The organism is Corynebacterium sp. NML 120412, assembly GCF_002285155.1.
Classification (GTDB): Bacteria; Actinomycetota; Actinomycetes; order Mycobacteriales; family Mycobacteriaceae; genus Corynebacterium; species Corynebacterium gottingense.
The window spans coordinates 104125-129224 of sequence record NZ_NSGL01000001.1; the positions used below are offsets into that span (position 1 = coordinate 104125).

General features: G+C 65.7%; 20 protein-coding genes and 1 pseudogene. 9 read left to right on the top strand and 12 right to left on the bottom strand.

Annotation, left to right across the window (positions count from 1 at the left end; all coding sequences use genetic code 11):
* Nucleotides 1-17: 17 nt before the first annotated feature.
* The 9 genes and pseudogenes from CKJ84_RS00435 to CKJ84_RS00480 form a co-directional block, all read right to left on the bottom strand.
* A complete protein-coding gene (locus tag CKJ84_RS00435; RefSeq protein ID WP_095545580.1) occupies nucleotides 18-776 on the bottom strand; it encodes a hypothetical protein in 759 nt (252 codons plus the stop codon).
* 62 nt (nucleotides 777-838) lie between these two features.
* Complete coding sequence (locus tag CKJ84_RS00440) at nucleotides 839-1597, bottom strand: hypothetical protein (RefSeq protein WP_095278631.1); 759 nt, start codon at nucleotides 1595-1597, stop codon at nucleotides 839-841.
* Between the two features lie 353 nt (nucleotides 1598-1950).
* Entirely contained in the window at nucleotides 1951-2580 is a 630-nt protein-coding gene (locus tag CKJ84_RS00450; RefSeq protein WP_095545583.1) for a DUF624 domain-containing protein, read from the bottom strand.
* Between the two features lie 346 nt (nucleotides 2581-2926).
* Nucleotides 2927-3826 (bottom strand): carbohydrate ABC transporter permease, encoded by a 900-nt coding sequence (locus CKJ84_RS00455; protein ID WP_095545584.1) that lies wholly within the window; start codon nucleotides 3824-3826, stop codon nucleotides 2927-2929.
* Between the two features lie 4 nt (nucleotides 3827-3830).
* Nucleotides 3831-4676, bottom strand: a complete 846-nt coding sequence (locus tag CKJ84_RS00460; RefSeq protein WP_095278628.1) for a carbohydrate ABC transporter permease — start codon at nucleotides 4674-4676, stop codon at nucleotides 3831-3833.
* Between the two features lie 18 nt (nucleotides 4677-4694).
* Complete coding sequence (locus tag CKJ84_RS00465; RefSeq protein ID WP_095545585.1) at nucleotides 4695-6050, bottom strand: ABC transporter substrate-binding protein; 1356 nt, start codon at nucleotides 6048-6050, stop codon at nucleotides 4695-4697.
* 100 nt (nucleotides 6051-6150) lie between these two features.
* The gene (locus CKJ84_RS00470) at nucleotides 6151-7425 is read right to left on the bottom strand and encodes a DUF4032 domain-containing protein (protein WP_095545586.1); all 1275 of its coding nucleotides are present in this window, start codon (nucleotides 7423-7425) and stop codon (nucleotides 6151-6153) included.
* Nucleotides 7426-7434: 9 nt separating this feature from the next.
* Complete coding sequence (locus CKJ84_RS00475) at nucleotides 7435-8553, bottom strand: ABC transporter ATP-binding protein (protein WP_095546361.1); 1119 nt, start codon at nucleotides 8551-8553, stop codon at nucleotides 7435-7437.
* A gap of 143 nt (nucleotides 8554-8696) precedes the next feature.
* A pseudogene (locus CKJ84_RS00480) lies at nucleotides 8697-8867 on the bottom strand (alkane 1-monooxygenase); the annotation flags it as partial.
* An 8-nt stretch (nucleotides 8868-8875) separates the two neighbouring features.
* On the opposite strand from CKJ84_RS00480, the gene CKJ84_RS00485 reads away from it, so the two are divergent.
* The 6 genes from CKJ84_RS00485 to CKJ84_RS00510 all read left to right on the top strand — a co-directional run bounded on the left by CKJ84_RS00485 (nucleotide 8876) and on the right by CKJ84_RS00510 (nucleotide 14655).
* Nucleotides 8876-9277 carry a hypothetical protein gene (locus tag CKJ84_RS00485; protein ID WP_095545587.1) on the top strand — a complete coding sequence of 134 codons (402 nt, stop codon included), beginning with the start codon at nucleotides 8876-8878 and terminating at the stop codon, nucleotides 9275-9277.
* Nucleotides 9278-9390: 113 nt separating this feature from the next.
* Complete coding sequence (locus CKJ84_RS00490; RefSeq protein ID WP_095535660.1) at nucleotides 9391-9993, top strand: TetR/AcrR family transcriptional regulator; 603 nt, start codon at nucleotides 9391-9393, stop codon at nucleotides 9991-9993.
* A gap of 75 nt (nucleotides 9994-10068) precedes the next feature.
* Nucleotides 10069-11241 (top strand): MFS transporter, encoded by a 1173-nt coding sequence (locus tag CKJ84_RS00495; protein ID WP_095535564.1) that lies wholly within the window; start codon nucleotides 10069-10071, stop codon nucleotides 11239-11241.
* Nucleotides 11242-11429: 188 nt separating this feature from the next.
* A complete protein-coding gene (locus CKJ84_RS12150; protein ID WP_158221653.1) occupies nucleotides 11430-12947 on the top strand; it encodes a DUF5129 domain-containing protein in 1518 nt (505 codons plus the stop codon).
* A gap of 133 nt (nucleotides 12948-13080) precedes the next feature.
* The gene (locus CKJ84_RS00505; protein ID WP_095545588.1) at nucleotides 13081-14376 is read left to right on the top strand and encodes an inorganic phosphate transporter; all 1296 of its coding nucleotides are present in this window, start codon (nucleotides 13081-13083) and stop codon (nucleotides 14374-14376) included.
* A 24-nt stretch (nucleotides 14377-14400) separates the two neighbouring features.
* Nucleotides 14401-14655, top strand: coding sequence for a hypothetical protein (locus CKJ84_RS00510; RefSeq protein WP_095535566.1), 255 nt, complete (start codon nucleotides 14401-14403; stop codon nucleotides 14653-14655).
* Between the two features lie 422 nt (nucleotides 14656-15077).
* On the opposite strand, the gene CKJ84_RS00515 is transcribed toward CKJ84_RS00510, so the two are convergent.
* Both CKJ84_RS00515 and CKJ84_RS00520 read right to left on the bottom strand, forming a co-directional pair.
* Complete coding sequence (locus CKJ84_RS00515; protein WP_095545589.1) at nucleotides 15078-16019, bottom strand: acryloyl-CoA reductase; 942 nt, start codon at nucleotides 16017-16019, stop codon at nucleotides 15078-15080.
* Nucleotides 16020-16692: 673 nt separating this feature from the next.
* Nucleotides 16693-17631 carry an endonuclease domain-containing protein gene (locus CKJ84_RS00520; RefSeq protein WP_143340290.1) on the bottom strand — a complete coding sequence of 313 codons (939 nt, stop codon included), beginning with the start codon at nucleotides 17629-17631 and terminating at the stop codon, nucleotides 16693-16695.
* Between the two features lie 101 nt (nucleotides 17632-17732).
* Between CKJ84_RS00520 and CKJ84_RS00525 the strand changes: the two genes are divergently transcribed.
* Nucleotides 17733-19124 (top strand): aromatic amino acid transport family protein, encoded by a 1392-nt coding sequence (locus CKJ84_RS00525; protein ID WP_143340291.1) that lies wholly within the window; start codon nucleotides 17733-17735, stop codon nucleotides 19122-19124.
* Here the strand turns inward: CKJ84_RS00525 and CKJ84_RS00530 are convergent.
* Entirely contained in the window at nucleotides 19121-20125 is a 1005-nt protein-coding gene (locus CKJ84_RS00530; protein WP_095278619.1) for a GIY-YIG nuclease family protein, read from the bottom strand. The genes CKJ84_RS00525 and CKJ84_RS00530 overlap by 4 nt on opposite strands.
* A 160-nt stretch (nucleotides 20126-20285) precedes the next feature.
* On the opposite strand from CKJ84_RS00530, the gene CKJ84_RS00535 reads away from it, so the two are divergent.
* Nucleotides 20286-22721, top strand: coding sequence for a LamG-like jellyroll fold domain-containing protein (locus CKJ84_RS00535; RefSeq protein ID WP_233125423.1), 2436 nt, complete (start codon nucleotides 20286-20288; stop codon nucleotides 22719-22721).
* A gap of 860 nt (nucleotides 22722-23581) precedes the next feature.
* Nucleotides 23582-25096, top strand: coding sequence for a DUF5129 domain-containing protein (locus CKJ84_RS00545; RefSeq protein WP_095545591.1), 1515 nt, complete (start codon nucleotides 23582-23584; stop codon nucleotides 25094-25096).
* Nucleotides 25097-25100: the final 4 nt, after the last annotated feature.

Consider the following 25100-nt stretch of genomic DNA (forward strand, 5'->3'; position numbering starts at 1 on the left):
GGGGGCTGGGGCCCGGCTTACAGCGCGCTGGGGTGGGCGAACGCGGTGCGCTGGCCCTTCGTGCCCGCGACGTTTTCGGACAGCGAGGAGTTCACCCCGATAAAGCCCTTGCCGGGGATCCACGCCGGGCCGCCGGAGTCACCCGGGCGCAGGCCGCGGTGGATGGCGTAGGTGGTGTCGCCGTTGACCTTGTCCACCGAGCCGCAGAACACCTGCTGGCTCTTCGCGCCGACGGCGCACACCTGATCGCCCGGCTGCACCTCCCAGATCGGCGCGACGCGATCGCCCGTAAACGAGTTCGCCCCCGGGACGACCCCGGGAATGAAGCGGATGCGGGCGACGTCGGCAAGCGGCCCCTTCGAGGCGAACTGCAGCGCTGCCGGGAAGAACTGCGCCAGGTAGCTGAGCGGGATGTCCAGCGCCGGCAGCAGGTGATGCGAGTTCTCGTAATAGCCAATGACCTGGTTGTTCGCGTTGAGGACGGGCTCGCCCGCGAAGCCGCAGTGCCCGGCCGTGTAGCCGACCCCCGCGCCCCGATCGACGTACCCGAGCGTGCAATCGTCCAGCCACATGCCGTGGAAGACGCTGATCAGGTCCCCCTGGTTCACCACGGTGCCCGCGGGCGCGTTGAAACCGAGCGCACCGCTCGCCGCGGATGAACCCATCGTGCTGTTCGGCGGCAGCGCCGCGGCGTTCGCAGTAGTCGTGGTCGCTCCGGTGCCCGCGCCAACGAGTGCGAGACCCGCTGCGACCAGGCTGGCTATTTTCTTCTTCATTGCCCCAACTTTATCCGGTGCGCTGGAAGAACGCTTGGTTGCGTGTGGTTGCGGCTGCGTTCCTACAGCGCCCGCGGGTGCGCGAACGCCTCTCGGTACCCCTCGGTGCCGGCCATGTTGGTGGACCCGCCGCTGTTCACGCCGACAAACCCCTTCCCCGGGATCCACGCGGGACCGCCCGAGTCGCCCGGGATCAAACCGTGCTGGAACGCGTAGGTGGTGTCGCCGTTGACCTTGTCCACCGACCCGCAAACCACCCGCTGGCTCTGCGCGCCGACGGCACAGATCTGGTCGCCGTGTCGCACCTCGCCGAGAGGCACGACCCGGTCGCCACTAAACGCGTTGCCACCAGCTACGACGCCGGGGTTGAAGCGGATTCGCGCGACGTCGGCAAGCATGCCCCGAGACACTTGCGGCATGAGCGACGGCACGACGTCCGCTGCGTACGCCAACGGGATGTTCAGGTTCATGGAGAGCCCGTTCGATGCCTCGAAATGACCGATGATCTGGTAATTCGCGTTGAGCACCGGCTCGCCGGGGAGCCCGCAATGCCCGGCCGTGTATCCAATGCCCGCGCGCGGATCGACGTAGCCGAGCGTGCAGTTGAAGTCCCACAGGAGTCGCTGCACTCGGATCCTGTCGCCTTGCTTCACCGCGGTCCCCTGTGGCGCATTCGCCCCGAGCATCGCACTGATCGTGGACGAACCCGCGGTGGCGCCCGGCGGCAACGAGGACGCATCCGCGGTTCCTGCGCTGCCGCCGACGCCAGCTCCGGCGAGCATGAGCGCTGCCGCGGCGATGCTGGCTGTGTGCTTCTTCATGACGGCCTCCCTTTTGAGGCTCATTCTATTCTTGGGTGGCGCTGCTGCGATACGTTTTCGTCGCCAGGTGCGTGGTGTGGCGGGGCGCGGCCTCACTCATGTGCTCAGTACTGTCACTCACTCCGTCACTCATGTCAGTGAGGCTGCTCGAAAGATTGCACATCGTGAACGGCGACAACGTTCCAATTTCGAGCCCCCTTTCTCTAAGGACCGCTCCTTCCACTCCCTCTTGTCCTTGACGCATCCGCCGCAAGACTTCGACGAAGATGGCGTATCTTCTGCCGCGAAAGCAGGGGCGACGGTCATCGTCAGGGCGGTACTGGCCGTCGAACCTTCAAGTATCAAGATTCCCGCTACTCCCCCAGCGTCTGCCCGAGCGGCTGCGCCAGCACCAGGCGGATGACGTACACGCACAGGGCGGGTACGACGAAGAATACAGCGGGTACGGCAACGACCAGGGGCAGGAATCGCACGAGCGAGACCCCCATCCACAGCACGGCGAGGGCGCCGAGCGTGTGTATGAGGTGCCTGAAGGTCATTACGACCGCGAGTGAGAAGGGGGATGCGGAGGCGTCGATAGGCGAAGGCAACGATTCGAGCGCGAAAAACCACACGGAGATTGCGGCGAGCACCATCGCGCCGGACAGCGCGAGCGCCTGGAGCGCGAAGAGCGCGGCGCCGTCGATGCCGGCCTGGAAGAGGACCCACTGCTCGTAGACGAGGACGACGGCGGCGGCGAGCAGCACCAGCCACCACAGCGTGGCGGGGCGCGTTTGTGTGCGGAACTCCCTCAGGTATTGCAACGCATACCGCGAACCGAGGCCCTGGATCATGTCGCCGACGACGACGTTTGCGGCGCGGAGCGCGGCGCCGCCGGTGACGATGGGCAGGCTCGACAGAATCATGAGCATGTTGAGAATGACAATGTCCGCCATCAGCGTGAAGGCGGACATGAAACGCGAGTCCGGGTTAAACATGTTCACCCGGACCAGCGTAGTTGGTGGCGGCGGACCAGTCAGGCGCGGATGGCCGCGGAGCGGTGCCGCGGGCGGTCTAGATGGAGCTAGCTCCGTTTGGACCCGACCGCCACTTAAATCTCCTGGTCGCGGATCGCGGTCTACTGCAGATGGAGCTAGCTCCGTTTGGCCCGGACGGTCACTTAAAACGCCTGGTCGCGAACCGCGGTCTACCGCAAACGGAGCTAGCTCCATCTGGACCCGCCCCGCGCGAGAACCCCCTCCAACAGCAAAGGCGCCGGGACCGAAACCGATCCCGACGCCAACAACCAGCCAAGCCAGCCAACAACCAGCCAAGCCAGCCGAACCCGACCTACCCCTTCACCGCACCGGCGGCGACGCCTTCGACGATGTGCTTCTGCGCGGCCATGTAGAAGATGATGATCGGCAGGATCGCCAGCACGAGCATGGCCATCATGGCGCCGAGGTCGCGGTCGCCCTGGGAGCCGATGAACTGCTGGATCACGACCGGGATCGTGCGGTACGGCGTGGACAGGCCGACGACCAGGTACGGCAGGAGGTAGTCGTTCCAGATCCACATGGCGTTGAGGATCGCCACGGTGATCGCGGTCGGCTTGAGCATCGGCATGACGACGCGGAAGAAGGTGGAGATCGGCGAGCAACCGTCGATGGTCGCTGCTTCCTCAATTTCCAGCGGGATCGACTTGATGAAGCCGGAGAACATGAACACGGACAGTCCGGCGCCGAAGCCCATGTACAGCACGACCATGCCCAGCGGGTTGGCCAGGCCGAGGCGGTCGGCGATGACCACGGTGGGGAACATGACCATCTGGAACGGGATGACCATGGAGAACACGAACAGGTAGTACAGCGCGCTGGTCCACCACGTCTTCACGCGCGTGATGTAGTACGCGGTCATGGAGGAGAAGAACACGACGGCCACGACGGACAGGATCGTGATCACGAAGGACCACACGATCGCCCAGCCGAAGCCTTCGCCTTGCACGCCGGTGATGTAGTTGCTCAGGCCCGCCCACAGCTCGCCAACCGGCAGCGCGAAGGGGTTGGTGGAGATGGCGAAGCGGTCCTTGAAGGAGTTGAGCAGGATGAACAGGATGGGCCCGAGGAACACGATGGTGAGGAAGATCAGCACCGCGTAGATCAGCGTTTTCGCCCCGCCGGAGACCTTGGCCTCGCTGGCGGCTTTTTGCTTATCGACGCCCCGCTGTCCCTTACTTACTTTCGTTGTCATTGTCCTATGCCTCCACTTCCCTGCTGCGGGTGGCACGCAGCTGGAACATTGCGATCACAACCACGACGACGACGAAGATCACGGCCTTCGCCTGGCCGACGCCCTCGGCCCCGACGCGGTTGAACATGGTGTTGACGATGTTGAGGGCGACCATTTCGGTCTCTTGCCCGGGCGCTCCGTCGGTAAGCGCGAGGTTCTGGTCGAACAGCTTGAACGTGTTCGAGAGCGTGAGGAACAGGCAGATGGTGATGGACGGCATCATCATCGGGATGGTGACGTGCCGCAGCATCTCCCACTTACTCACGCCGTCCAGCTCGGCGGCCTCGATGAGCTCCGGCGGCACGTTTTGCAGGCCGGCGATGTAGATGATCATCATGTAGCCGATGAGCTGCCAGTTCATTAGGATGACCAGGCCGGCGTAGCCGAACTTGCTGTCGGCGGCGATGGTGGTGTCGTAGTGGGCCAGCACCGCGTTGATCATGGACTGCCACGTGTAGCCGAGCACGATGCCGCCGATGAGGTTCGGCATGAAGAACACCGTGCGGAAGAAGTTGGTGCCCTTGAGTTTGCGGGTCAGCGTCCACGCGATGGCGAACGCGATCACGTTGACGGTGATGATGGACACGATCGCCACGGCTATGGTGAAGCCGAAGGCGTGGACGAATCCTTCGCGTTCCTCGAAGACGCGGCCGTAGTTCTCCAGGCCGACCCAGTGGGCGTCGGTAATCGTGGTGAACTTGGTAAACGAGAGGAAGAAGCCGATCACAAACGGGACCAGGAACGCGATGGCGAAGGCCAGCAGGGTCGGCAGGACGAAGACGGGGAAATACTTTTTCAGTGATGCTTGCATGGTGGTGTGCTCCTCTCCCTAGTCCAGCAGGGCAATCTGGTTGGCCATCTCGTACTCCCAGTCCTCTTTGAGCTTGGCCACCACGTCGTCCCAGCTCATGTTGCCAATCGCGTACTGGGCCAGGTTCTGGCCGTACAGGTCACGGAACTGCTGGTTGGGGCTGAACTGGAAGTCCCACGGGATGGTCTCGGAGTCCTCGTCCGTCAGCGCCGCCTGCACCTGGTGCGCCAGCGGGTCGTCCGGCACGTCCTCGGGGCCGTAGTTCTTAAACGGGGCGATGAAGGAGAGGTCGTTGACTACGTGCTGCTTGCCCTGATCAGAGAGGAACAGCCAGTTGAGGAAGTCGCGCGTGGCCTGCTGGTCTTCCTCGCTAGCCTTGTTGTTCACGGCCATGTAGGCCTCCGTACCAATGTTCAGGCCCACGTTCTCCTCGTTGGGCAGGCCCATGTAGATGGGCATGAACTTGATCTTGTCCTCTTTGACAGCGGTCGAGCCTTCGCCGCCAATCTGGCTCCAGGCCCAGCTGCCGTTTTGCACCATGGCGGCCTTGCCGGTGGCGAATTCCGCCATGGAGTCGCTGGTGGAGCGCGACGCAGCCAGCGCGGGCTTGGTGGTCGAGTTGTTCAGGTATAGGTCCAGCATTTGCTTGTACTGGTCGCCGTAGATGAAGTCGATGGTGGGCATCTCGGTGAATTCGGTGATGCCGCGGTCCTGGATCTCGTAGTGGTACGGGCCGTTCATCAGGTGGTTGGTCCAGCGCCACTCCTCGCCGGCGATGAGGCTGGTCACCGCGAACGCGCCGTCGATACCCAGCTCCTCCTTCTTGGCCTGCATGTCCTCGGCGACCGCCTTGAGCGTGTCAAAGTTCTTGATCTCCTTGGTGGAGGCCACGGCGGGGTTGGGCAGGGCGAAGTACTGGTCGAAGATCTCCTCGTTGTAGAGGATGCCGAACCCTTCCAGGGCGTAGGGGACGGCGCGGACGGCGCCGTCTTTGTCGGTGATCGGCTGCGCGTCGTCGTTAAGCTCTTGCACGACCTCGTAATCGGAGAGGTCGGCCAGGTAGTCCTTCCAGATGCCGTAGCCCTCCTGGCCGTTGACCTGGAACAGGGTCGGCGCGTTGCTCTTCGCCATCTCGGCCTTGAGCGTTTGCATGTAGGAGCCGGAGGCGGCGGTGACCACCTTGACCGGAATGCCGGTTTCCTCCGTATACTCCGCGGCGATCGTCTTGAATTGCTCGGCCTGCTCGGGCTTGAAGTTGAGGTAGTACACACTCGGCCCATTGTCAGTTCCGCACGCAACCAAGCTTATCGACGCCACCATCACCGTCGCCACGGTCGCCAGCACTCGGCGAGCCGCGCGGGTTGTCGTACTCATCGGCGGTCCTTCGCTTTTAGGTTGTTCCGTACCCTCTCAAGGTTAGGACCGCCTGGCAGGACCAACAATGCCTTCCATACATAACACCTATACGGTGGTCTTAGCTGGTGTTATCATCCTCACCCTCCGCGGGCTGGGGGTAAACCGGGGGTAAACTTGGGCGTTGCCGGTACACCATCGCCTCGTCCCGGTGCCCCGGAAGGACCCCCTGGAAGTAGGACTCCGCGGCCTGCATGAGCGGGACGAACCGGTGCTCGTTCTGGCTGAGGAACCAGCGGTGGTCCAGGATCTCGTGGAAGATCTGCGCGGGCTCCAGCTTCTCCCGCAACGGCTCGGGCGTAAGCGCCACCACCGGCTCGTACTCGCGCACCATCCACCGGTGCGCCACCGCCTCCAGCGGCAGCTTCCCGCCGTAGCGCACGGCGCGGTAGACCTCCATCTCCCCCAGCAGGCGCTGCGCCTGCCGATCCTGCACGTTCAGGCCGGTCAGCTGCAGCAGCTTCTTCTGGTAGAAACCGGTGGAGAACACCGCGGGCTCGATGATGATGCGGTAGGTATCGCCGTCGTTTTCGATCTCCATTTCGCCCACGTCGAACCCGAGCTCGTTGACGGCGGCGACGCGCTTCGCAATCGCGTCGAACGCGTCGCCCTCCACCACGAGCTCCCCGGTGACCAGGTCCCACAGCTCCAAGTAGACCGCTTCGATGGCGTTGCCGAGTGCGATCACGTCGGCGTCCGGGTCGATCAGCTCGGCGGCCTGGAGGTCCATGAGTTCGCCGATGATGTTGACGCGGGCCACGTCGACGTCGTAAAGCCTGCGGCCCTTTGAGAGCGGCTCGTGGAACTCGCCTGTCTCCGCGTCGACCAGGTAGGCCGAGAACTGGTCGGCGTCGCGGCGGAACAGTGTGTTGGACAGCGAGACATCGCCCCAGTAGAAGCCGAGCAGGTGCAGGCGCACCAGCAGCACCGCCAGGGCGCGGACCAGTTTGGACACCACCTCTGCCGCCGGCGTGCGCGAGAAGACGTCACGGTACGGCAGCGAGAAGCGGAGGTGCTGCGTGACCAGGCACGGGGTCAGCTCTTCGCCGTCGGCGTCCCGGCGGTGGGTGATGACCGCGACCGGCACGACGCACGGAGCGCCGAGTTCTTGCAGGCGGCGCAGGTTTCTGTACTCGTGGTAGGCCACGTGCTCGCCAATCTCCTTGACCGCGAAGGTCAGCCCGTCCGCCTCGATGAGGCGCACCGTGTGGCGCGAGATGCCACGCGGCAGGGCAGCGAGAAGGTCCGTGCTCCACCCTTCAAGCGGGGTGGACCACGGCATCTTCAGCAGTGTGGGCGCGAAGGTTGGCGAGAGAACGCTGAGTTTCTCTTGCACGCGTGGGCCTTAAATGCGCTGGCCGGTGGCCTTGGAGAAGGCGTGCAGGCCGCCCTCCGCAATCTGCGCGTGGACCACGTCGCCCTCGCGCACGCCGGACAGCGGTGCCGTGCGCACCACGATCTGGCCCGACGTCTCCTCCTGCAGGCCCTCTTCCTTCCAGCCGCCGCCGGCGAGGTGGCCGTAGAGGAAGGAGTCGGAGCCCAGCTCCTCCACAAAGTCGATCTCTACCGGGATGGAGTGCTCCGCGTTCTCCACCAGCGTCAGCGCCTCGGGGCGGAAGCCGAGGATGATCTGGCCGCCGTCCGCCTCGGTGACGGCGGAGCTGACCTCCTGCGGCAGCGGGATGGACGCCTGGCCCAGGCAGGCGACGCCCTGCGCGTCCACATCAAAAGTGGACAGGTTCATCGCCGGGGAGCCGATGAAGCCGGCCACGAACACGTTGTTCGGGCGGTCGTACAGCTCGCGCGGAGTGCCCACCTGCTGCAGCACGCCGAAGTTCAGCACCGCGATCCGGTCGCCCATGGTGAGGGCCTCGGTCTGGTCGTGGGTGACGTACAGAGTGGTGACCTTCATGCGGCGCTGCAGGTTGGCAATCTGCGTACGGGTCTGCACGCGGAGCTTCGCGTCCAGGTTGGACAGCGGCTCATCCATGAGGAACACCTGCGGCTCGCGCACGATGGCGCGGCCCATGGCCACGCGCTGGCGCTGGCCGCCCGACAGCGCCTTCGGCTTGCGGTCCAGGTACTGGGTGAGGTCCAGCGTCTTCGCCGCCTCTTCCACGCGGCGGTTGATCTCGTCCTTGTCCTGACCCGCGATCTTCAGCGCAAAGCCCATGTTCTCGCGCACGGTCATGTGCGGGTACAGCGCGTAGTTCTGGAACACCATCGCAATGTCGCGCTCCTTCGGGCTGACGTTGGTGACGTCGCGGTCCCCGATCAAAATGCGCCCGTCGTTCGTGTCCTCCAGCCCGGCGAGCATGCGCAGGGCGGTCGACTTGCCCGAGCCGGACGGGCCGACAAGAACGAGGAACTCGCCGTCGGCGATCTCCAGGTCGAGCTTGTCCACGCTGGGTTTGTCCGCGCCGGGGTAGATGCGGGTTGCCTTGTCATAGGTCACTGAAGCCATGGTGTCCTCCATCGGCAGGTACGTGCCGAACGATCCGTAGTGGGGAAAATTGGTCGCCCACAAGGTTACCCCCGAAACGGACGGGGGTGGGGCATGGTTAGCCGCGCGGGTGTGGGATCAGCTGGCTTCTTGCGCGCAGGGGGTTAGTCGATGGGGTAGCCGGTGACCGGGCCTTGCGCGTTCGGCCGCCAGCCGAGCGCTGGGGCGACGTGGGTGGCAAAGTTCTGCAGAATCTTCACGTTCACGTCCACCCCCATCCCGGTGGGAATGGTGATCAGTAGAGTGTCCGCGGCCATGACAGCCGGGTCGGCCTGAGGAGCGCGTGCAGAAGGCCGTCGAGCAGGTCGCCGGGGAGGCCGGGCGGGTCGTCACGGCGAACCTCGACGCCTCGAACGAGCGCGCCGAGCGAATCGTGCAGGCGACTTCGAAGCTGGAGGCCCGTCAGCTCTGGTCGGCCACCGCCGCGATGTGCCTCGCACTCCTGCCGGTGGCCGTGGTCGTCGCCGGGCTCTGGATGGGCATCGCCGGGCTTATCACGGGCCCTCAGTGGGCGCTGGACGTGGACGGGAGCGTGTGGTTCGGCATCGGGCGCTGGCTCGTGGTCGCCGTGGGCCTCGTCGGGGTCGGCTACGGGCTCTTCGCCTCCGCCCGCCGGACCGCCGGCTTGGTGGAGACCTGGAAGGGTCGAGGGATGCCGAAGTGGCCTGCCTGGCGCAAGAGGTGACTACGCTGCCCGAAGGCAAGCGTGCGGAGCGTGTGCCGCAGCACTGGATGACGTGGCGGCCTGATCATCCTGCTTTCTGGATTCATGAGTACATAACTGGTACGCTGTCACTCATGGCCAGGCCACGCGCATTCTACGAGACAGCCGTCCTCGACGCCGCTGCGGCGGAGTTCCGTGTCCACGGTTTCGCGGACACCTCGACCGAGCAGTTGTGCGAGGCAGCGGGCGTCCGCCGCAGCAGCCTCTACAACACCTTCGAGTCGAAGGACGGGCTGTATCTGCGCGCCCTAGAGCGATACGTCGAGACGACCGGTCTCGCCCAGGAGGTCGTACTGCTCGACGAGGGGCTTGATGGGATGGCTCGGCTGGTCGCCCTGATGGACCTCCTCCTCGACGAAGAGCGTGAAGCCGCCACTCATGGTCACGCAGCAGGCTGCATGGTGGTTGGCGCGCGGATGACGCCCGACCTGGGCACGAAGAGCGAGAGGGTCAAAAGCCTGCTGGATCGCGCACTGGAGCAGCAACTCGCTCTGATCGAGCAGGCTGTCCGCGCCGGCCAGCTTGACGGTTCGATCAGGAAAAGGCTGCCCGCATCCGATGCGGCACGGACCGTTGCCGCTCTAGTCTCTGGCATGCGTGTACTCGCTCAGGCTGGCTCTACCCCGGACGAGTTGTGTCAGGTGGTGATGCTCGGACTCGACGCCCTGCGCGCCTGACACCGCCCGCACCGAAAGCCGGTGCGGGCTTCATTTTGCCCGAATTGTGTACTTCATTATCCAGAAAGAAGCTCCATGAAGAAGCATCTCTACCTCCTCATGGTCACCATCATGGTGACCGTCATGAGCGAGCTCCAGGTCACCGGCATGATGCCCACGATGTCCGCCGACCTCGGCGTGTCCACCGGTCAGATCGGCATGCTGGTCTCGATGTACGCCGGCGGCATGGCCATCGGTGGACCGCTGTTCGCCTACTTCCTTCGCCATAGCCCGCCCAAGGGAGCCCTGCTGACCATCGTCGCGCTTTACGCGGTGATGCAGGTGCTCGTGCCGTTCGTTGACGCGTACTGGTGGGTCGCGCTGATCAGGATCCTGACCGGCGCACTGGCGGGCGCGTCGTTCGGCTTGTCGGTGACGTACGCTGCGCTGCTGGCGTCCAGCCCGCAGAAGATCGGCGAGGCCATCTCGATCGTGCTCGGCGGCATCATGGTCGGCACGATCCTCGGCCTCCCACTCTCCCACTTCATCGGCGACCGCTGGGGCTGGCAAGCCAGCTTCTACGTGCTCGGCGTGCTCACCTTCCTGCTGTTCCTCGCCAGTCTGGCGATCCTTCCCAGGCGCGACGCCCCCGAGCAGGAAGCAGTCGCGCAGGACGTGCGGAACCTGCGGATGCCGCGTCTGTGGGCCCGCTACCTGGTCAGCTTGCTTACCGTCGGGGCCGCCTACGCCTCGTTCTCGTACTTCACGCCGCTGCTGGAGGCCAGTGCCGGGTTCAGCGCGAACGCGACGACGATCATCCTGCTCGCGTACGGTGTCTGCTCTTACATCGGCAACATGATCGTGGGCAAGTTCGCCGACAAGCACGCCGTCGCGGTCTTACGCGTCGGTCACGCGCTGTTGTTCATCGCGCTGGCACTGCTGGCGACGTTCAGCTACGTCCAGCCAATTGTTCTGGCCATGGTCATCGTGGTCGGATTCGTCGGTGTGTCCATGAACCCCGCTCTGGTGACTCGCGTCGCCGAGGTCGGAGGGGCCGGGACGATGGTCAGTACCGTCCACACCGCGGTCATCTCCGCCGGAGTCACGCTCGGATCCGCGGTCAGCGCCGTCACCATCGGCATGTTCGGCGACGACCCCGCCATCGCGATGTGGACAGGGGCGGTGCTCGCCATCCTCGCCGCCGTCGTGCTGGCGACCCAGAGCGGGGCTCGGAAGAAGCAGCCGACCGAGGCCGTCGCGGTCGAATAGCACCGAGCTGAGTGCTGGCGCTTCCCTATGGAGTGCGCCAGCACCCAATCCTGATCAAGCGTCACAACTCCGACATGCGCTACCGCATATCGATCACGCCGGTGCCCACCACGTCGCGAAGCGCAACCCCCTGTCGCCCGTACCGTACGTCCCTGCCTCCACTCCATCGGCTCGCTATGCTTTGGTCTATGGCTTTGAATCCGCACCCACGAAACACTCCCGCGAGCCGCCTGCAGCGCTCCCGCAGCGAGGCGGCAAAGGCGAACATCGTACCGGCGAAGGGCTCCGGCGCGAAGGACTGGGCGGTCGTGCTCGGCGCGACGGCGCTGCTCGCGGTGGGCGGCGGCGTGGCCAGTTTCGCCACGGCCGACGTCCCCGACGCTGCCGAGTTCGCCGTGTCCACCCAAACCGACGCTGCGAACCTGGTGATCTCTGACCCGCAGGACATCGTGAGCGCTGACGACGAGGCCCGCATGCAGCACGACGCGGAGCGTCTCCCCCACCCCGACACGGTGCAGACGGTCCACTACATCTACCTCTCCGAGGGCCGCGACAACGTCAACGATTCGGTGGAGAACTTCCTGCGCGACAACTTCCCGGACGAGATTGGCAACGACACCTTCGCTGACGGCGTACTCATCCTCGGCGCGGATATGGAGTCGCGCAACAACTTCGTCTTCGCGGGCGGGGACGTCGCCGACCAGCTGAAGCTGCGCGAAGGCCAGCGCCTGGAATCGGTGCTGGAGGAGATGAAGCCGGGGCTGCGCGACAACAACCTGCCCGCGGCCGTGTTCGCCGGCGCGAACCTGGCCATGGACGGGGAAAAGGCCGAGCAGTGGGGCGTCAATGATGCAGAGGGTGGCCGCGTCGGCCGGACGGTCGCGGGGGCCGGCATCCCGGCGGGCGCGAGCCTGCTGGGCGGGACGATCGTGGCGGAGCGGAGGCGGAAGCGTCGAAAAGCGATCAACCAGGCGCGGGAAGACCACGCGCTGCTGGCGACTGAATACACGGGTCTGAGCCAGCGGCTGGACGAGCTGGACGTCCGCGCGAACTCGGTGTCCTCGGCCTTCGCCAACGCCGAGATGCGCGACGAGTGGGTCGAGGTGCGCGACCGCTTCCTCGCGCTGCACGACGTGACGCAGCGCAACAGCGTGGCCACCGACGAGCAGGCCTACGACAGCGCGAAGAACCTGCGCGAGGCGGCGCAGACCTTCGAGGACGCGGGCCACGCCGAGGACAACATCAACCGGCTCTTCGAGGTGGAGCGCGGCGACGGCCCGGCCCGCCGCAACCTGCTCACGGACATCCGCGAGGACATCGTCCGCGCCCGCTACGAGGTCAAGGACGAGACGCTGCGCGGCGACCTCGCCCGGCTGCAGGAACGCGTCGACGCCCTCGACGCCGCCCCGGAGGCGCCCGACTTCCTCGACCGCTTCGTCCGCCTGCTTAGCGATTACCGTTTGCTTCTCGACGAAGTCAAGCGCCGCGAGTTCAGCGACGTGAAGGAATACAAGGAGCTCGAGCGCCCGACGCTGACGGACCCGGGCTACGTCTACTCCGGCTACGTGCCGTACGTGGCGATGTCCTCGTGGCACCACGACAACGTGCAGGCGGCGCAGGACGCGGAGTCGGGCAGCTCCGGCGGAGGGGTCAACACAGGCTTCAGTTCCGGGTTCTCCGGAGCGGGCGGGTCGAGCTCGTTCTAGGGTCGGCGAAGTTGTGGTCGGGGCCACAACTCGGCGGTGTATGGCAAACGTCGGGAAACGGATAGTTTACCTTTACATGAATTCTTGCTTTTAGTATCGACAGCGTTACATAAGAGGCGCATACTTCCTTCCCGTGAGTATTACGATCCTGCTTGTCCTCATCATCGTCGTTGCTCTGTTCTTCGACTTCACTAACGGCTTCCACGACACTGCAAACGCGATGGCAACGTCCATCGCTACCGGCGCGCTGACACCCAAGGTGGCTGTCGCACTCGCCGGTATCCTCAACCTCGTCGGCGCGTTCCTCTCGGTCGCGGTGGCGAAGACGGTTGCGGGCGGCATCGTGGAGCTCGACGTGTTCGACCTGAGCAACCCAATTGACTCTGAAAGGCTCCTCCTTGTCGTCTTCGCCGGTCTCGGCGGCGGCATCATGTGGAACCTGTTCACCTGGCTCTTCGGCATCCCGTCCTCCTCCTCGCACGCCCTGTTCGGCGGCCTGATCGGCGCGGCCATCGCCGCCATCGGCTTCGACGGCGTCGTCTGGGTCGGTGTGCTGAACAAGATCATCATCCCGGCGCTCGCCGCGCCGTTCGTCGCTGGCCTGGTTGCCCTGATTGGTACCTGGCTGGTCTACCGCATTACCAACCACTCCGAGAAGGAGCACCGCGACCGCTACTTCCGCTGGGGCCAGATCGGCTCCGCTTCCCTGGTCGCGCTCGCGCACGGTACCTCCGACGCGCAGAAGACCATGGGCGTGATCTTCCTCGCCATGGTCGCCGCCGGCCAGTTCGACTCCGACCACCCGATGCCGTTCTGGATTCAGCTGGCGTGTGCGCTGGCCATCGCGATCGGCACCTACTCCGGCGGCTTCCGCGTCATCCGCACCCTGGGCAAGGGCCTCGTTGAGATCCACCCGCCGCAGGGCATGGCCGCTGAGACCTCCTCCGCCGCCATCATCCTCACCTCCTCCCACCTGGGCATGGCGCTGTCCACCACCCACGTGGCCACCGGCTCCATCATGGGCTCCGGCCTGACCGGCCCGAAGGGCGAGGTCCGCTGGTCCGTCGCCGGCCGCATGGCCCTGGCCTGGATCACCACCCTGCCGGTCGCGGCGTTCGTCTCTTTTGTCATCTGGTGGATCGGCAACGGCGCCGCTTCCGCGGGCAGCGACCTGGTGTGGGGCGGCGTCGCCATCGCCCTCATCATTGCCCTGGGCGGCGGCTACATGTTCTACCGCGCCTCCAAGGCTCCGGTGCACAAGGACAACGTCAACGAGGACTGGGACGAGGACGGCGGCGCCCTCGGCACCTCCGCCGACAAGGCTGACAAGAAGGTCTACGGCGAGCCGGCCGACTTCGTTGACACCAGCGCTGGCCTGGCGGGCGCAACCGCAACCCGCACCGCTGTCAACAACAAGCACCGCAAGTAAGCGCGACCAGAAAGGATTATCACCATGGAACTCATCAAATCCCTCTTCCTGGTCACCGCAGTTGGCATCCTGCTCGGTGCCGGTCTGCCGACCCTCTTCTCCCTGAGCATCCACTTCCTCTCCCCCACCGACGACGGCACCCCGGTGTCCGGCGGCAAGAAGGCTATCGCCTGGTTCTTCATGGCGCTGGTGCTCATCGCCGTGGTGGCGGCGCTCCTGCTCATCGCCCGCGAGCGCATCGAGTACATCTCGGGCTGGGACCCCTACCCGTTCCTCTAACGCTCCCTCTCACGCGCTGAGCGAAACCGCGCCGGGCCTTTTTGGTCCGGCGCTTTTTTCGCTCCTACGCTGCGGGTTTATCGGTTATGGTGGGTGCGCGTAGATGGTGGGTGTTGACAAACCATTTACCGGAACCTAGTGTTTCTCGAATATGAACGGAAGGTAAACACGCCTTCCGCCGAGAGGAAAGGAGGTGAACCCGTATGAAGTTCCTGAAACGCTTCCGCGCGTGGTTCCGTGACGAGGAGCGGGGCATCCCCCCGCACACCGAAGTCTCCCCCATCGACGTCCTGGTACCCGGGCGCACCGACGCCTAAAGGCCGTTTCATATCGGGGGATGAGAAAGCCGCCGGTCCAGCGCAGTGCTGGTCCCGGCGGCTTTCGCCATGTGCGGCGCCAGAGCACGGCGCTGCGGTCCGGCGCTAGAGCTCGACGACCGTGCGGCCGCTGTGCTCGCCGGCGAGGATGCGGCGGCCCATCTCGGCGACGTCGTCCAGCCCGATCGTCTCGGTGTGGATCGTGGCGAGGTCAAGGGATTCGTCGAGGAGCTGCCATGCGGCGTCGCGAAGCACATTCGGCGTATCCACCGAGTTGATGCCCACGAGCTGCACGCCGCGCAGGATGAACGGCAGCACGCTGGCGGGCAGGTCGTTACCGGCGGCCATGCCGCACGCAGTGGCCACGCCGCCCCAGCGCAGCTGCGCGAGCGCGTTGGCCAGGATCGTCGAGCCGACCGTGTCCACCACGCCGCCGAGGCGCGCCTTCTGCAGCGGCTTGCCCGCGTCCGCGAACTCGGCGCGGTCCAGCACCTCGCTCGCGCCCAGCTCGCGCAGCCAGTCGCCATGCTTATCGACGCGCCCCGTCAACGCCCACACCTCGTGACCCCGAGCGGCCAGCAGCTGCACCGCGATGGAGCCCACGCCACCGGTCGCGCCCGTGACCAGCACCGGGTCCTCGGCGGTGTCCTCGTACAGGGCCCGCTCGAACCCCGCCACCGACAGTGCCGCCGTGTAGCCGGCGGTGCCGATCGCGGCCGCGTCCGCCGCGCTGAAGCGCTCCGGCACGCGGACCACGTGGGTGGAGTCGATGCGCAGCTGCGGCGTGTACCCGCCGTGGCGGCGCTCGCCGATGCCGCGGCCGTTGACGGTAACCAGCGTGCCGTCGTCAAGCGTGCCCACTGCGTCAATGCCCGGCACGGTGGGCAGGTGGCGCAGGACGCCGCGGTTGCCGCTCAGTGCCATCGCGTCCTTGTAGTTGATGGACGAGTGGCTGACGTGAATCAGCGTGTCGCCCTCGCCCGCGAACTCGTCGCGCGTCTCGACGATCTCCGGTCCTTGCTCTGTAACAATCAGCGTGCGTGTCATGCGGGCAAGTATACGGAGGTTTGACGCCTCGCCGCCTAAGTTGATGGGAGCGCGCAGATAGTGGGTGTTGACAAACGATTCCCGGTAACTTAAAGTTACCCCCGCATGAACGGAAGGTTAACAACCTTTCGCTGACACGGAAGGAGGTGAGCTTGTGAAGGCTCTCATTGACGGACTGCACAAGTGGTTCCGCTCGGAAGATCGTGGCATTGCCACGCTTTTCGACGCCACCCCCATCGCCGTCCTACCGCGCGCCTAGGTTGCGCGGCGTTCGCGCTGGTGCTTGCGCTGGTGCGAATCCGGCCGCGAAAACCGGCCCCGCGGGCACGGCGATCGTGCAGAATGTAACTCAGTAAGTGCGGCGGGCCCGCCCTGGAACGGAAGCCAGGGCGGGCCCGCTTTCGCGTGCGCGGGGGCGCCGGTGCCGAGTTTCGCCGCCCCGACCGCCCTCAAAACAGCCCCGGCCCGTCCCGAAACCACCCCGACCCGCCCCAAAACCACGGATACCGATAGTAAGACCCCGTTTTCGCCCCCCTGGAGCGCATTATCGGTGTCTTACTATCGGTATCTAGCTGGGCGGTGGCCGCCCGGTATCCGCAAAGGCCCGGACTCCAGCCCCACCAGCCCCAAAAGCCCCACCAGCCCCAACCGCAGCGCCAAACCCCCGGCCCGCCTACCGCCGCCAGTGCTCCCCGTGGCCGGGCCGCCACTGCGTCGCCGGCACCCGCGGCGGCCCGAGCTGCTCCGAGCGCGCCTTGAGGTCGAGGATGTGGCGGATGCACCAGTCCTCGTCGCGCAGGATCTGCCGCGGGGTGAGTCTGACCACCTCGTAGCCCTGCACCCGAATCCAGTTTTCCCGCTGCGCCTGCTCCAGGGCGGCGGTCTGCCCGTCCTCGGCAAACTTCACGTCGCCGTCGACCTCAATGACCAGTTGGTCCCACAACAGGTCAGGCCGCACGTACGGTCCGATCCACAGCTGCTCCTGCGCCTCGATGCCGCGCTCGCGCAGGATGACGCGCAGGAGCGACTCGTACGGCGACTGCGACAGGGATGAGCTCCAGACCAGCGCCGTCCGCGCGTGCGCGATGCCCTTCTTCCTGGCCAGGCGGCGCACCGTCGCCTCGAGCTCCGCCCGCGCGCCGGGGCCGAACTGGTGGAGGAACGAGTCCATCGCGACGACGCCGTGGCGCACCCCGTGGAGCCGGGCGACGTCGACGGCGGTGCGGGCGGGGGTGGTGAGGAGGACGGTGTCGCCGTCGAGAAGCGAGATGGAAGCCCGGTCAACCTCCGGGATCCGCATCTCCCGGTACTGCACCCCCTCGGGCCACTGCTTCTTCGGCGGCGGCGAGTGGCGCGGGTTGGCCAGCATTACCGGCGAGTGCTTCGCGGGCAGCGTCCATAGGCCCATGATGACGGCGGCAGAGCGGCCCACCACCACCGCCTTTTGTGCGCCGACCCCGATCGCGTACGCGCGCAGAAACTCCTGCTCATAGGCCTTGAGGCCGCGCCAGTCCTGCTCGGCCACGTACCGCGTCGCGGACAGCTTCCGGCACGCGAGCGCGTCGCTCTCCCCCGGCCGGACCAGGTGCGTCACTAGCGCATTTCTTTCCATGTCCCCTCCCCGCGCATCAGCCTACCAACTCGATTTGGCGTCGAAAGTGGGTACGACCCCCGTGCTACCCTTGTGAGCTACGACATTGAAAGCGTGGAACTATGACCACTTCACATAAGCAAGACACTACCCATCCCGTCCCCTACGCCGACCTGCCCGAGCAGTACAGCGACGAGCACCTCGAGCTCGGCCGCGCGCAGTTCGACGCTGACCACCTCACCGAGGCGGACAAAGAGCAGATCCGCGAGCAGCGGCGCTCCAAGGCCCCGGACGGCAACTTCTTCTCTTGGGTGATCGCCCTGTTCGGCACCGGCGTCGGCGCCGGCATCCTGTTCCTGCCCATCAACGCGGGCAGCTTCGGGTTCTGGCCGCTGGTGATCGCCACGCTGATCATCGGGCCGATGGTGTTCCTCTCGCACCGCGCGTACGCCCGGATCGTGGCGGCGTCGCCGTCGAAAGGCCTCGACGTGCTCCAGGTCGTCACCGCGCTGACCGGCCGCAAGCGGGGCCTGGCCAGCGCGCTCATGTACTGGCTGGGCATCTATCCGGTGGTGCTCATCTATGCCATTTCGATCACGAATACGGTTGACAGCTTCGTCGTTAATCAGCTCCATGGCCCCGACATCAACCGCTGGATCCTGGCCACCGCGTGCGTCGGCGTGCTCACGGGCGCCTACGCGCTGGGTATGAAGGTGACCCTGTGGCTGGCAAATGCGCTGGTCTACCCGCTGATTTTCGCGCTCGCGGCAGTGTCGATCTACCTGATCCCGCGGTGGGATGTCGCCAGCTTCCGCGCCTATGAGTCGCAGACGCCGATGTGGCAGGCGGTGCTGCTGATCATGCCGGTGCTGGTGTTCTCATTTAGCCACATCGCGGCGGTGTCGCAGTTCGCGCTGGATATGCAGAAGCGCACGGGTGGCGACGTCGCCGCGACCGAGCGCGCCGTCTCCAAGATCGAGCTGGTCACGGCCGCGATGCTCGTCCTCTTCACCATGTTCTTCGTCTGGTCGTGCGCGCTCGCGCTCGGCGCCGACGGCATGGACGCCGCGAACGAGCAGAACGTCCCGGTCCTGTCCTACCTGGCCAACGAGACGCACACGCCATTCCTCGCGTGGGTCAGCCCGCTCATCGCCATCTGCGCGATCATCACGTCCTACTTCGGCCACCTCCTCGGCACCGAGGAAGGCACCGGCTACCTCATCCGCGTCGCGGCCCCGCGCACGGCGGCCAAACTCACCCCGCGCTCGATCCGCCGTGTGGTCAATGTCTTCGTCTTCGTCACGGCCGTCCTCGTCGCGGTGCTCAATCCGTCGGTCCTGGACATGATCTCCGTCGTCGGCGGCGTCTTCGTCGCGTTCCTCCTCTACATCCTGCCCGCGCTCCTCGCGTTCAAAGCCACCGCGTTCAGACACTACGCCCGCCGCCCAGACACCATCTTCCTCCTGGTCATGGGCTCGCTCATCCTCGCCGTGTCCATTTGGGGCATGTTCTAGCCGCTTATCGACGCCCCTCCGTCCCCCATCCCTTCCGCCTCCACCTCATCAGTCTCGCGGTCCTCCCAGTCCGCGAGGCTGACGTTTGCGTTCTCCGCCAGGTGCCAGGCGGTGCGCCCGTTGGTGGCCGCGCCGCGCACAAAGCTGGCGGCCGAGCTTGGGCTGGAGAACTCCACGTCCTTGGTCAGGCGGAAGTTGTCCATGCTGTCCGCGTACCGCTCGCGGTTGGCGGTGATGGCCTTCGGGGCGCTCGCCGTGAGGTCCTCGCGCAGCTTGGCTCCGCTGAACACCACGAACCCGCCCGGCGTGCGCTGCCCGAGCGCGTGGATGGAGCGGTCGTAGCTGGCCAGCTCGAACACGGGCTCGTCGTCAGCACTGCTCGGCGCGTGCTCCTGCGGCACCGCCGCCTGCCCGCGCCGGGTTGCCTCCGACGCGACGGGCTGGAACGCCGTGATGCCGAGGGCGCTGATGATCAGGTTGGTGTTCTCGATGAACTCGTCGAGCACCGCCTGTACCTCCTCGGTCACGTTGCCCGGCGACGGCGTGTTCCCGTTCGCCACCTCGTACCGGCCCGCGCTGACGGCGCGCTGGTGGAACGCGTTTTCCAGGAACGTGATCTCGGTCGGGCCCCACGAGTTGTCCACCACGACGAGGTAGATGATGCGGTTGAAGAAGTCCTTGTCGTCGCTGCGCGTGTGCTCGGCGGCGCGCGCGAACGCCATGCCGTTCTGCCTGCGCGTGGCCTGCCCGATGTAGATCTTCGGCTGATCCGTGTCCGGGTTCGTGCCCACCAGGAAGTACACCGCGGGCTGGTTGAGGTCAGGCCGCTGCTTCAGCTTCGCCGAATTGATCTCCGTGCGCGGGATCGAATAGACGCGGCCCACCCAATTCGCAATCGACGCCTTAATCGGCCCGTCCGGCGTCCCGTCCATCATGAACATTTGCAGCGTCTTCGGTGTGGGCATGCGGTCCTCCTGCTGGGCTCGGTTGTGCGGGTCCACTGTATCCCCTCTTCCGCCCGCCCCCGCACATTGGACTTCCCTCTCCAACTCCCAGCCTTCACCTCAATTTCACCGTAACGCAACCTGGCAGCGCTACGTTTGAGTGTGGATTTCACCCACCAAAGCAATCCCGTCAGTCACGCACCGTAAAGGATCTCCCATGCGCACACACATCGCGGCCGTCACCGCGCTCGCCCTGCTCACCCCGATGACGCAGCTCCCGCTCCCCACCGCGAACGCCGCCGAAGCCGGCGCAGAAGCCGGCGCGGACCTCGCCTCCCGCTTCACCCTCGGCGTGCTTCCGGACACCCAGTTCTACGCCCGCTACGGCGACAAAGACGCCGGCGACATCTTTGGCACCCGCTACGGCTCGAACCCGTTCGACGTGCAGACCGAGTTCCTGGCAAAGCACCACGAGGACCTGAACACCCAGTTCGTGGCGCATCTTGGTGATGTCGTCGACCAGGCCAACGTCCGCAACTCCTGGGACATCAGCTCGGAGGCGATGAAACCGCTGGAGGACGCGCACCTCAACTACTCCATCCTGCCGGGCAACCACGACTACTTCATGTTCGACGGCGAGGACGGTCCGTCCGCGTTCGAGGAGTACTTCCCGGAGGAGCGCGCGAAGCAGAACGCCACCTTCCAGGCCCGCCACCAGTCCACGGGCATCCACGACGGCGGCGACGGCTACGGCTTCCCGGGCCAGAAGACGGATTCCGAGTACCACATCTTCGAGGCCGAGGGACAGCAGTACCTCCTGCTTGCGCTGGGTTTCCGCGCGCCTGACGACACCCTCGACTGGGCCCAGCAGGTCATCGACGAGCACCCGGACCTCCCCGTCATCCTCACCGCCCACGAGATCTCCGGCATAGGCGGCGACGGCTCCACCTACTTCACCAAGGAGTACGGCGAGCACCTCTGGGACAAGCTGATCCGCAAGAATGACCAGATCTTCCTCACCATCGCGGGCCACCACCACGGCGCGGGCTACCACGTGAAGAAGAACGACGCCGGCCACGACGTCATCAACATCCTGCAGGACTACCAGATGGCCTACCTGGGCGGCAATGGCCTGATGGGCCAGCTCCAGTTCGACCTGACCAACAACACGCTCGACATGACGGCCTACTCGCCGTGGGTCAAGGACAAGGAGCACGCGAAGCTCACCAGCTTCGACCACCTCCTCCCCGAGGGCGAGGGCGACTCCTACTCCATCGACCTCAACTTCGCCGAGCGCTTCAAGTCCTTCGCCCCCGACTTCACCAAGGGCGATGAGAACGACCCCGACTACGCCGAGCTCCTCCGCACCACCGTCGCCGACGGCTTCCAGCCCTACGAGGTCACCGAGCAGGACAAGCCCCGCAACGACCAGGATTACGTCCACGTTGATGGCACTGCCGTCCACTGGCGCCCCGGCCAGACCACGTTCGAGGGCAAGGTGCTTAACGACGCCTCCCCTGCCCCCAAGGGTGCCGTCATCCCCGATGTGGCCAACGGCAACGACATGACCCGCGTCCGCTACCGCGTCGGCGCCCGCGAGGACGCCGTGACCTTCTCGGAAGACACGCACCCCCTCTCCTCGGACCGCGGCTCCCTGCGCTGGAAGGACCCCAAGTTCAAGCACTCCACCGCCTGGTTCGAGACCGCCACCGGCGCCGACATCAACGACATGCAGTTTGAGAACGGCTACACCATGGAGGCCTTCCTCAAGCTCGACGAGGACTGGAACGCCGACAACAACAAGTGGTCCAACGCCCTCATCCGCGACGAGTCCGGCACCGTCGCCCACCCCGACAGCGAGGACGGCGACCCGATCCAGATGCTGGGCGTGTCCAGCCTCCGCGAGCTGCGCTGGTACGCCTGGGGCCAGAACGGCGAGGGCTTCTCCAACTGGACCCACGAGGTCCCGAAGGGCGAGTGGATGCACGTGGCCGTGGTCAATGACCCGAAGGACAAGTCGGTCACCATGTACGTCGACGGCTCCCCCATTCTTCGCGACGGCTACGGCCCCCTCGGCATGGGCGGCGAAGGTGCCCAGTGGCTCCTCGGCACCTCCGCCTGGGAGAACGACAAGGTCGACGGCTGGTTCGGCAACATCGGCGAGGTCCGCATCGTGGACCACCCGATCGGCCCGGACCAGTGGCTGACCGCCCGCGCGGCCGACGCCCCGACCCCGTCGCCCACGACCACGGCTCCTTCGGCGACCACCACTGCGGCTGCCACCACTGCGGCTGCCACCACTGCGGCTGCCACCACGTCGCCGACGGCACCGGCGGCTACAGAGACCACCACCGTCACCACTACGGTGACCGCCCCGAACACCGAGCCGACCACTGCGGCGACCACTGCACCGACGACTGCGCCGACCACTGCGGCCCCGGCCCCGGCGACGGCAACGGCGACTGCAACCGAAACCGTCACGGTTACCGAGACCGCCTCCCCCAGCGAGGGCTCCTCCACCGCCGAGTCCGCTGGCCTCTTCGCGGGCGGCATCCTCATCGGCCTGCTCACGCTGTTCGGCGCCCTGGTCTTCGACCTCGGCGGCGTGATCAACTCGATCGTCGACCAGATCCGCTCCGCCCTCAACATCTAAACGGTCCGTTAAACGCCGGCGAGTCATCTCAACTCGCCGGCGTTTCCGCGTTCCGGTCCCATTTATATTCCGAGTTTGTGCCGCAATACCCGCCCCCTTGACGTGAATTACGTCACACATCACACGCCCGGCTCAGCTTCTCCTGTCGTTACAATTAGGAATCCCCTTGAGCCGTTTTCGCGCCCTGGTTTATATGCACTATCTATGCAATTTTTGAAACATGCCATCTACCTCGAACTACAACCATGTTGTGCACGTTTGTCCAGGTTATCCGTAGTGCCAGTGGGACTTCCCGCGCCGGTGTAGCGCTTTCAAAAATGAGAATTATGCACCGAAATTGCTGTTTTCAACGGGTATGCAACGCCCTTCGTGTTTTGTAAGCTAAGGGCCGGAGAATTTCGAAGCAGGGCCCGGCGTTTTGAACACGGACGCCGGGCCTTTCTCGTGCCGCCAAAAGCTCCGTCCCACGCGCCCCACCGGCCCCACGCGTGCCGCCCCGGCTATAGATACCGATACTAAGACCCCGACAATGCGCTCTGGGAGCGCGAAAACGGTGTCTTAGTAACGGTATCTGCGGGCAAAGCGCGGGAATGCCCTGCCGAGCCGCGCCGTCTCCCTCCAAGCTCCGCCCCACGCGCCCCACGGGCCCCACGCGTGCTGCCCCGGCTATAGATACCGATACTAAGACCCCGACAATGCGCTCTGGGAGCGCGAAAACGGTGTCTTAGTAACGGTATCTGCGGGCAAAGCGCGGGCAGACCACGCCAACACCCGCCAACACCCGCCAACACCCACCAAACCCCCCACCAAACCCCACCAAACCCCCAGCGCACCGCCCCAATCCGTGTGATAATCCCCGTATGGTGAGCCGAGAGTACGAGTCTGTCCCCGGCGGCAAGTGGTGGCAGCTGCAGGAGACTGCGGAGAGTAAGCGTCGTAACGCGGAGTGGGACAAGAAGCGCGCGTTCGAGCGTCAGTTCAGGGCGAAGGGTGCGCGTCGATTAGCGGTGCTGGTCGCGGTGGTGATCGGCCTGCTCCCGGCGATCCTCATGTTCGCCCTGTGGCGCGCGCCCGAGGAGCCGGACCCGGTGGAGACGGTCGCGGAGGCGCCGCCCGCCTTCGTGGACGACCCGGACGACCTGCTCTCCCCGGACGAGGAGCTGCGGCTGCTCGACGGCGCCGATGACCTCCCGCACCCGTCGACGGTGCAGCAGCTGCGCTTCATCGTGTTCGACGATTCGCTGGACAATGTGAACGATTCGGTGGAGAACTTCATGCGCGACACCTACCCGGACGAGATCGGCCACGACACGTTCGCGGACGGCGTCATCCTCGTCGGCGCGGCGATGAAGACGCGCCACCAGTTCATTTTCGCTGGTAAAGACGTCGCTAGCCAGCTCGAGCTCCGCAGCGGCAGCCACCTCGACCGCTCGCTCGCGGCGATGAAAGACGGCCTGGCCTCCGGCGACATCCCGCGCGGCCTCCTGGACGGCGCGCGCGTCGCGATGGACCCGGAGGAGGTCGCCAGCCGGAACGACTCCAGCTTCCTCGGCTACCTCACCGCCATCCCCACCGGCTTCGGCTTGTTCGCCGCGGCCCTCGCGGTCGGCTTCGTGCCGGTGAAGCGAATTGAGCGTCGCAAGCAGCGGATCGCCGAGGCCCGCCTCGATCGCCAGAAGCTTATCGACGCCCACTCGTCCCTCGCCCTCCGCCTCTCCGAACTCGACCTGCGCGCCCACTCCCTGTCCTCCCGCTTCGCCAACGGCGAGCTGCGCCAGGAGTGGGAGGAGGTCCGCGACCGGTTCCTCGCCATCGACGACGCGGTCGCGCACCTCCCCGTCGACACCGACAGCGACGCCCTGACCAACTGGGAGCAGCTCCACGACGCCGCCGCGACCGTCAAGGACGTGGAGCGCGCAGAGGAGAACATCAACCTCCTGTTCCGCATGGAGCAGGGCGACGTCAATGTGCGCGCCGAGCGCCTGAGCACCCTGCGCGCCGACGCCGTCGACGCCGGCAAGAAGGCGAAGGACTCCCACCTGAAGGCGGGGCTGCAGGACATCGTGAACCGTCTCGACGCGATAGCCACGGACCCGGCGAACCCCGCGTTCATGGACGCGTTCGTGCGCCTGCTTGCGGACTACCGCATCCTCATGGACGTCATGCAGAAGCAGCAGTTCGCCGCGCGCAAGGGTGTGAAGGATCCGCGCGCGCCGCGCCTGTGGGAACGGGACTACGCGTACCCGGGCGTGTACACCTACGCCACCCTCTCCCTGTGGGACAGCACGACCAACCGCGCGAGCTCCAGTTCCGGCGGGACGAACTCGGGGTTCAGCTCCGGCTTCTCCGGCTCGGGCGGCTCCAGCTCCTTCTAGGGAG

What these genes read in the sequence shown, in the direction of transcription:
- CKJ84_RS00460 (WP_095278628.1), bottom strand. Translation starts at nt 4,676, where the DNA reads ATGCAAGCATCACTGAAAAAGTATTTCCCCGTCTTCGTCCTGCCGACC.
- CKJ84_RS00455 (WP_095545584.1), bottom strand. Translation starts at nt 3,826, where the DNA reads ATGACAACGAAAGTAAGTAAGGGACAGCGGGGCGTCGATAAGCAAAAA.
- CKJ84_RS00495 (WP_095535564.1), top strand. Translation starts at nt 10,069, where the DNA reads ATGAAGAAGCATCTCTACCTCCTCATGGTCACCATCATGGTGACCGTC.
- CKJ84_RS00475 (WP_095546361.1), bottom strand. Translation starts at nt 8,553, where the DNA reads ATGGCTTCAGTGACCTATGACAAGGCAACCCGCATCTACCCCGGCGCG.
- CKJ84_RS12150 (WP_158221653.1), top strand. Translation starts at nt 11,430, where the DNA reads ATGGCTTTGAATCCGCACCCACGAAACACTCCCGCGAGCCGCCTGCAG.
- CKJ84_RS00515 (WP_095545589.1), bottom strand. Translation starts at nt 16,019, where the DNA reads ATGACACGCACGCTGATTGTTACAGAGCAAGGACCGGAGATCGTCGAG.
- CKJ84_RS00490 (WP_095535660.1), top strand. Translation starts at nt 9,391, where the DNA reads ATGGCCAGGCCACGCGCATTCTACGAGACAGCCGTCCTCGACGCCGCT.
- CKJ84_RS00535 (WP_233125423.1), top strand. Translation starts at nt 20,286, where the DNA reads ATGCGCACACACATCGCGGCCGTCACCGCGCTCGCCCTGCTCACCCCG.
- CKJ84_RS00545 (WP_095545591.1), top strand. Translation starts at nt 23,582, where the DNA reads ATGGTGAGCCGAGAGTACGAGTCTGTCCCCGGCGGCAAGTGGTGGCAG.
- CKJ84_RS00465 (WP_095545585.1), bottom strand. Translation starts at nt 6,050, where the DNA reads ATGAGTACGACAACCCGCGCGGCTCGCCGAGTGCTGGCGACCGTGGCG.
- CKJ84_RS00440 (WP_095278631.1), bottom strand. Translation starts at nt 1,597, where the DNA reads ATGAAGAAGCACACAGCCAGCATCGCCGCGGCAGCGCTCATGCTCGCC.
- CKJ84_RS00525 (WP_143340291.1), top strand. Translation starts at nt 17,733, where the DNA reads ATGACCACTTCACATAAGCAAGACACTACCCATCCCGTCCCCTACGCC.
- CKJ84_RS00435 (WP_095545580.1), bottom strand. Translation starts at nt 776, where the DNA reads ATGAAGAAGAAAATAGCCAGCCTGGTCGCAGCGGGTCTCGCACTCGTT.
- CKJ84_RS00520 (WP_143340290.1), bottom strand. Translation starts at nt 17,631, where the DNA reads ATGGAAAGAAATGCGCTAGTGACGCACCTGGTCCGGCCGGGGGAGAGC.
- CKJ84_RS00510 (WP_095535566.1), top strand. Translation starts at nt 14,401, where the DNA reads ATGGAACTCATCAAATCCCTCTTCCTGGTCACCGCAGTTGGCATCCTG.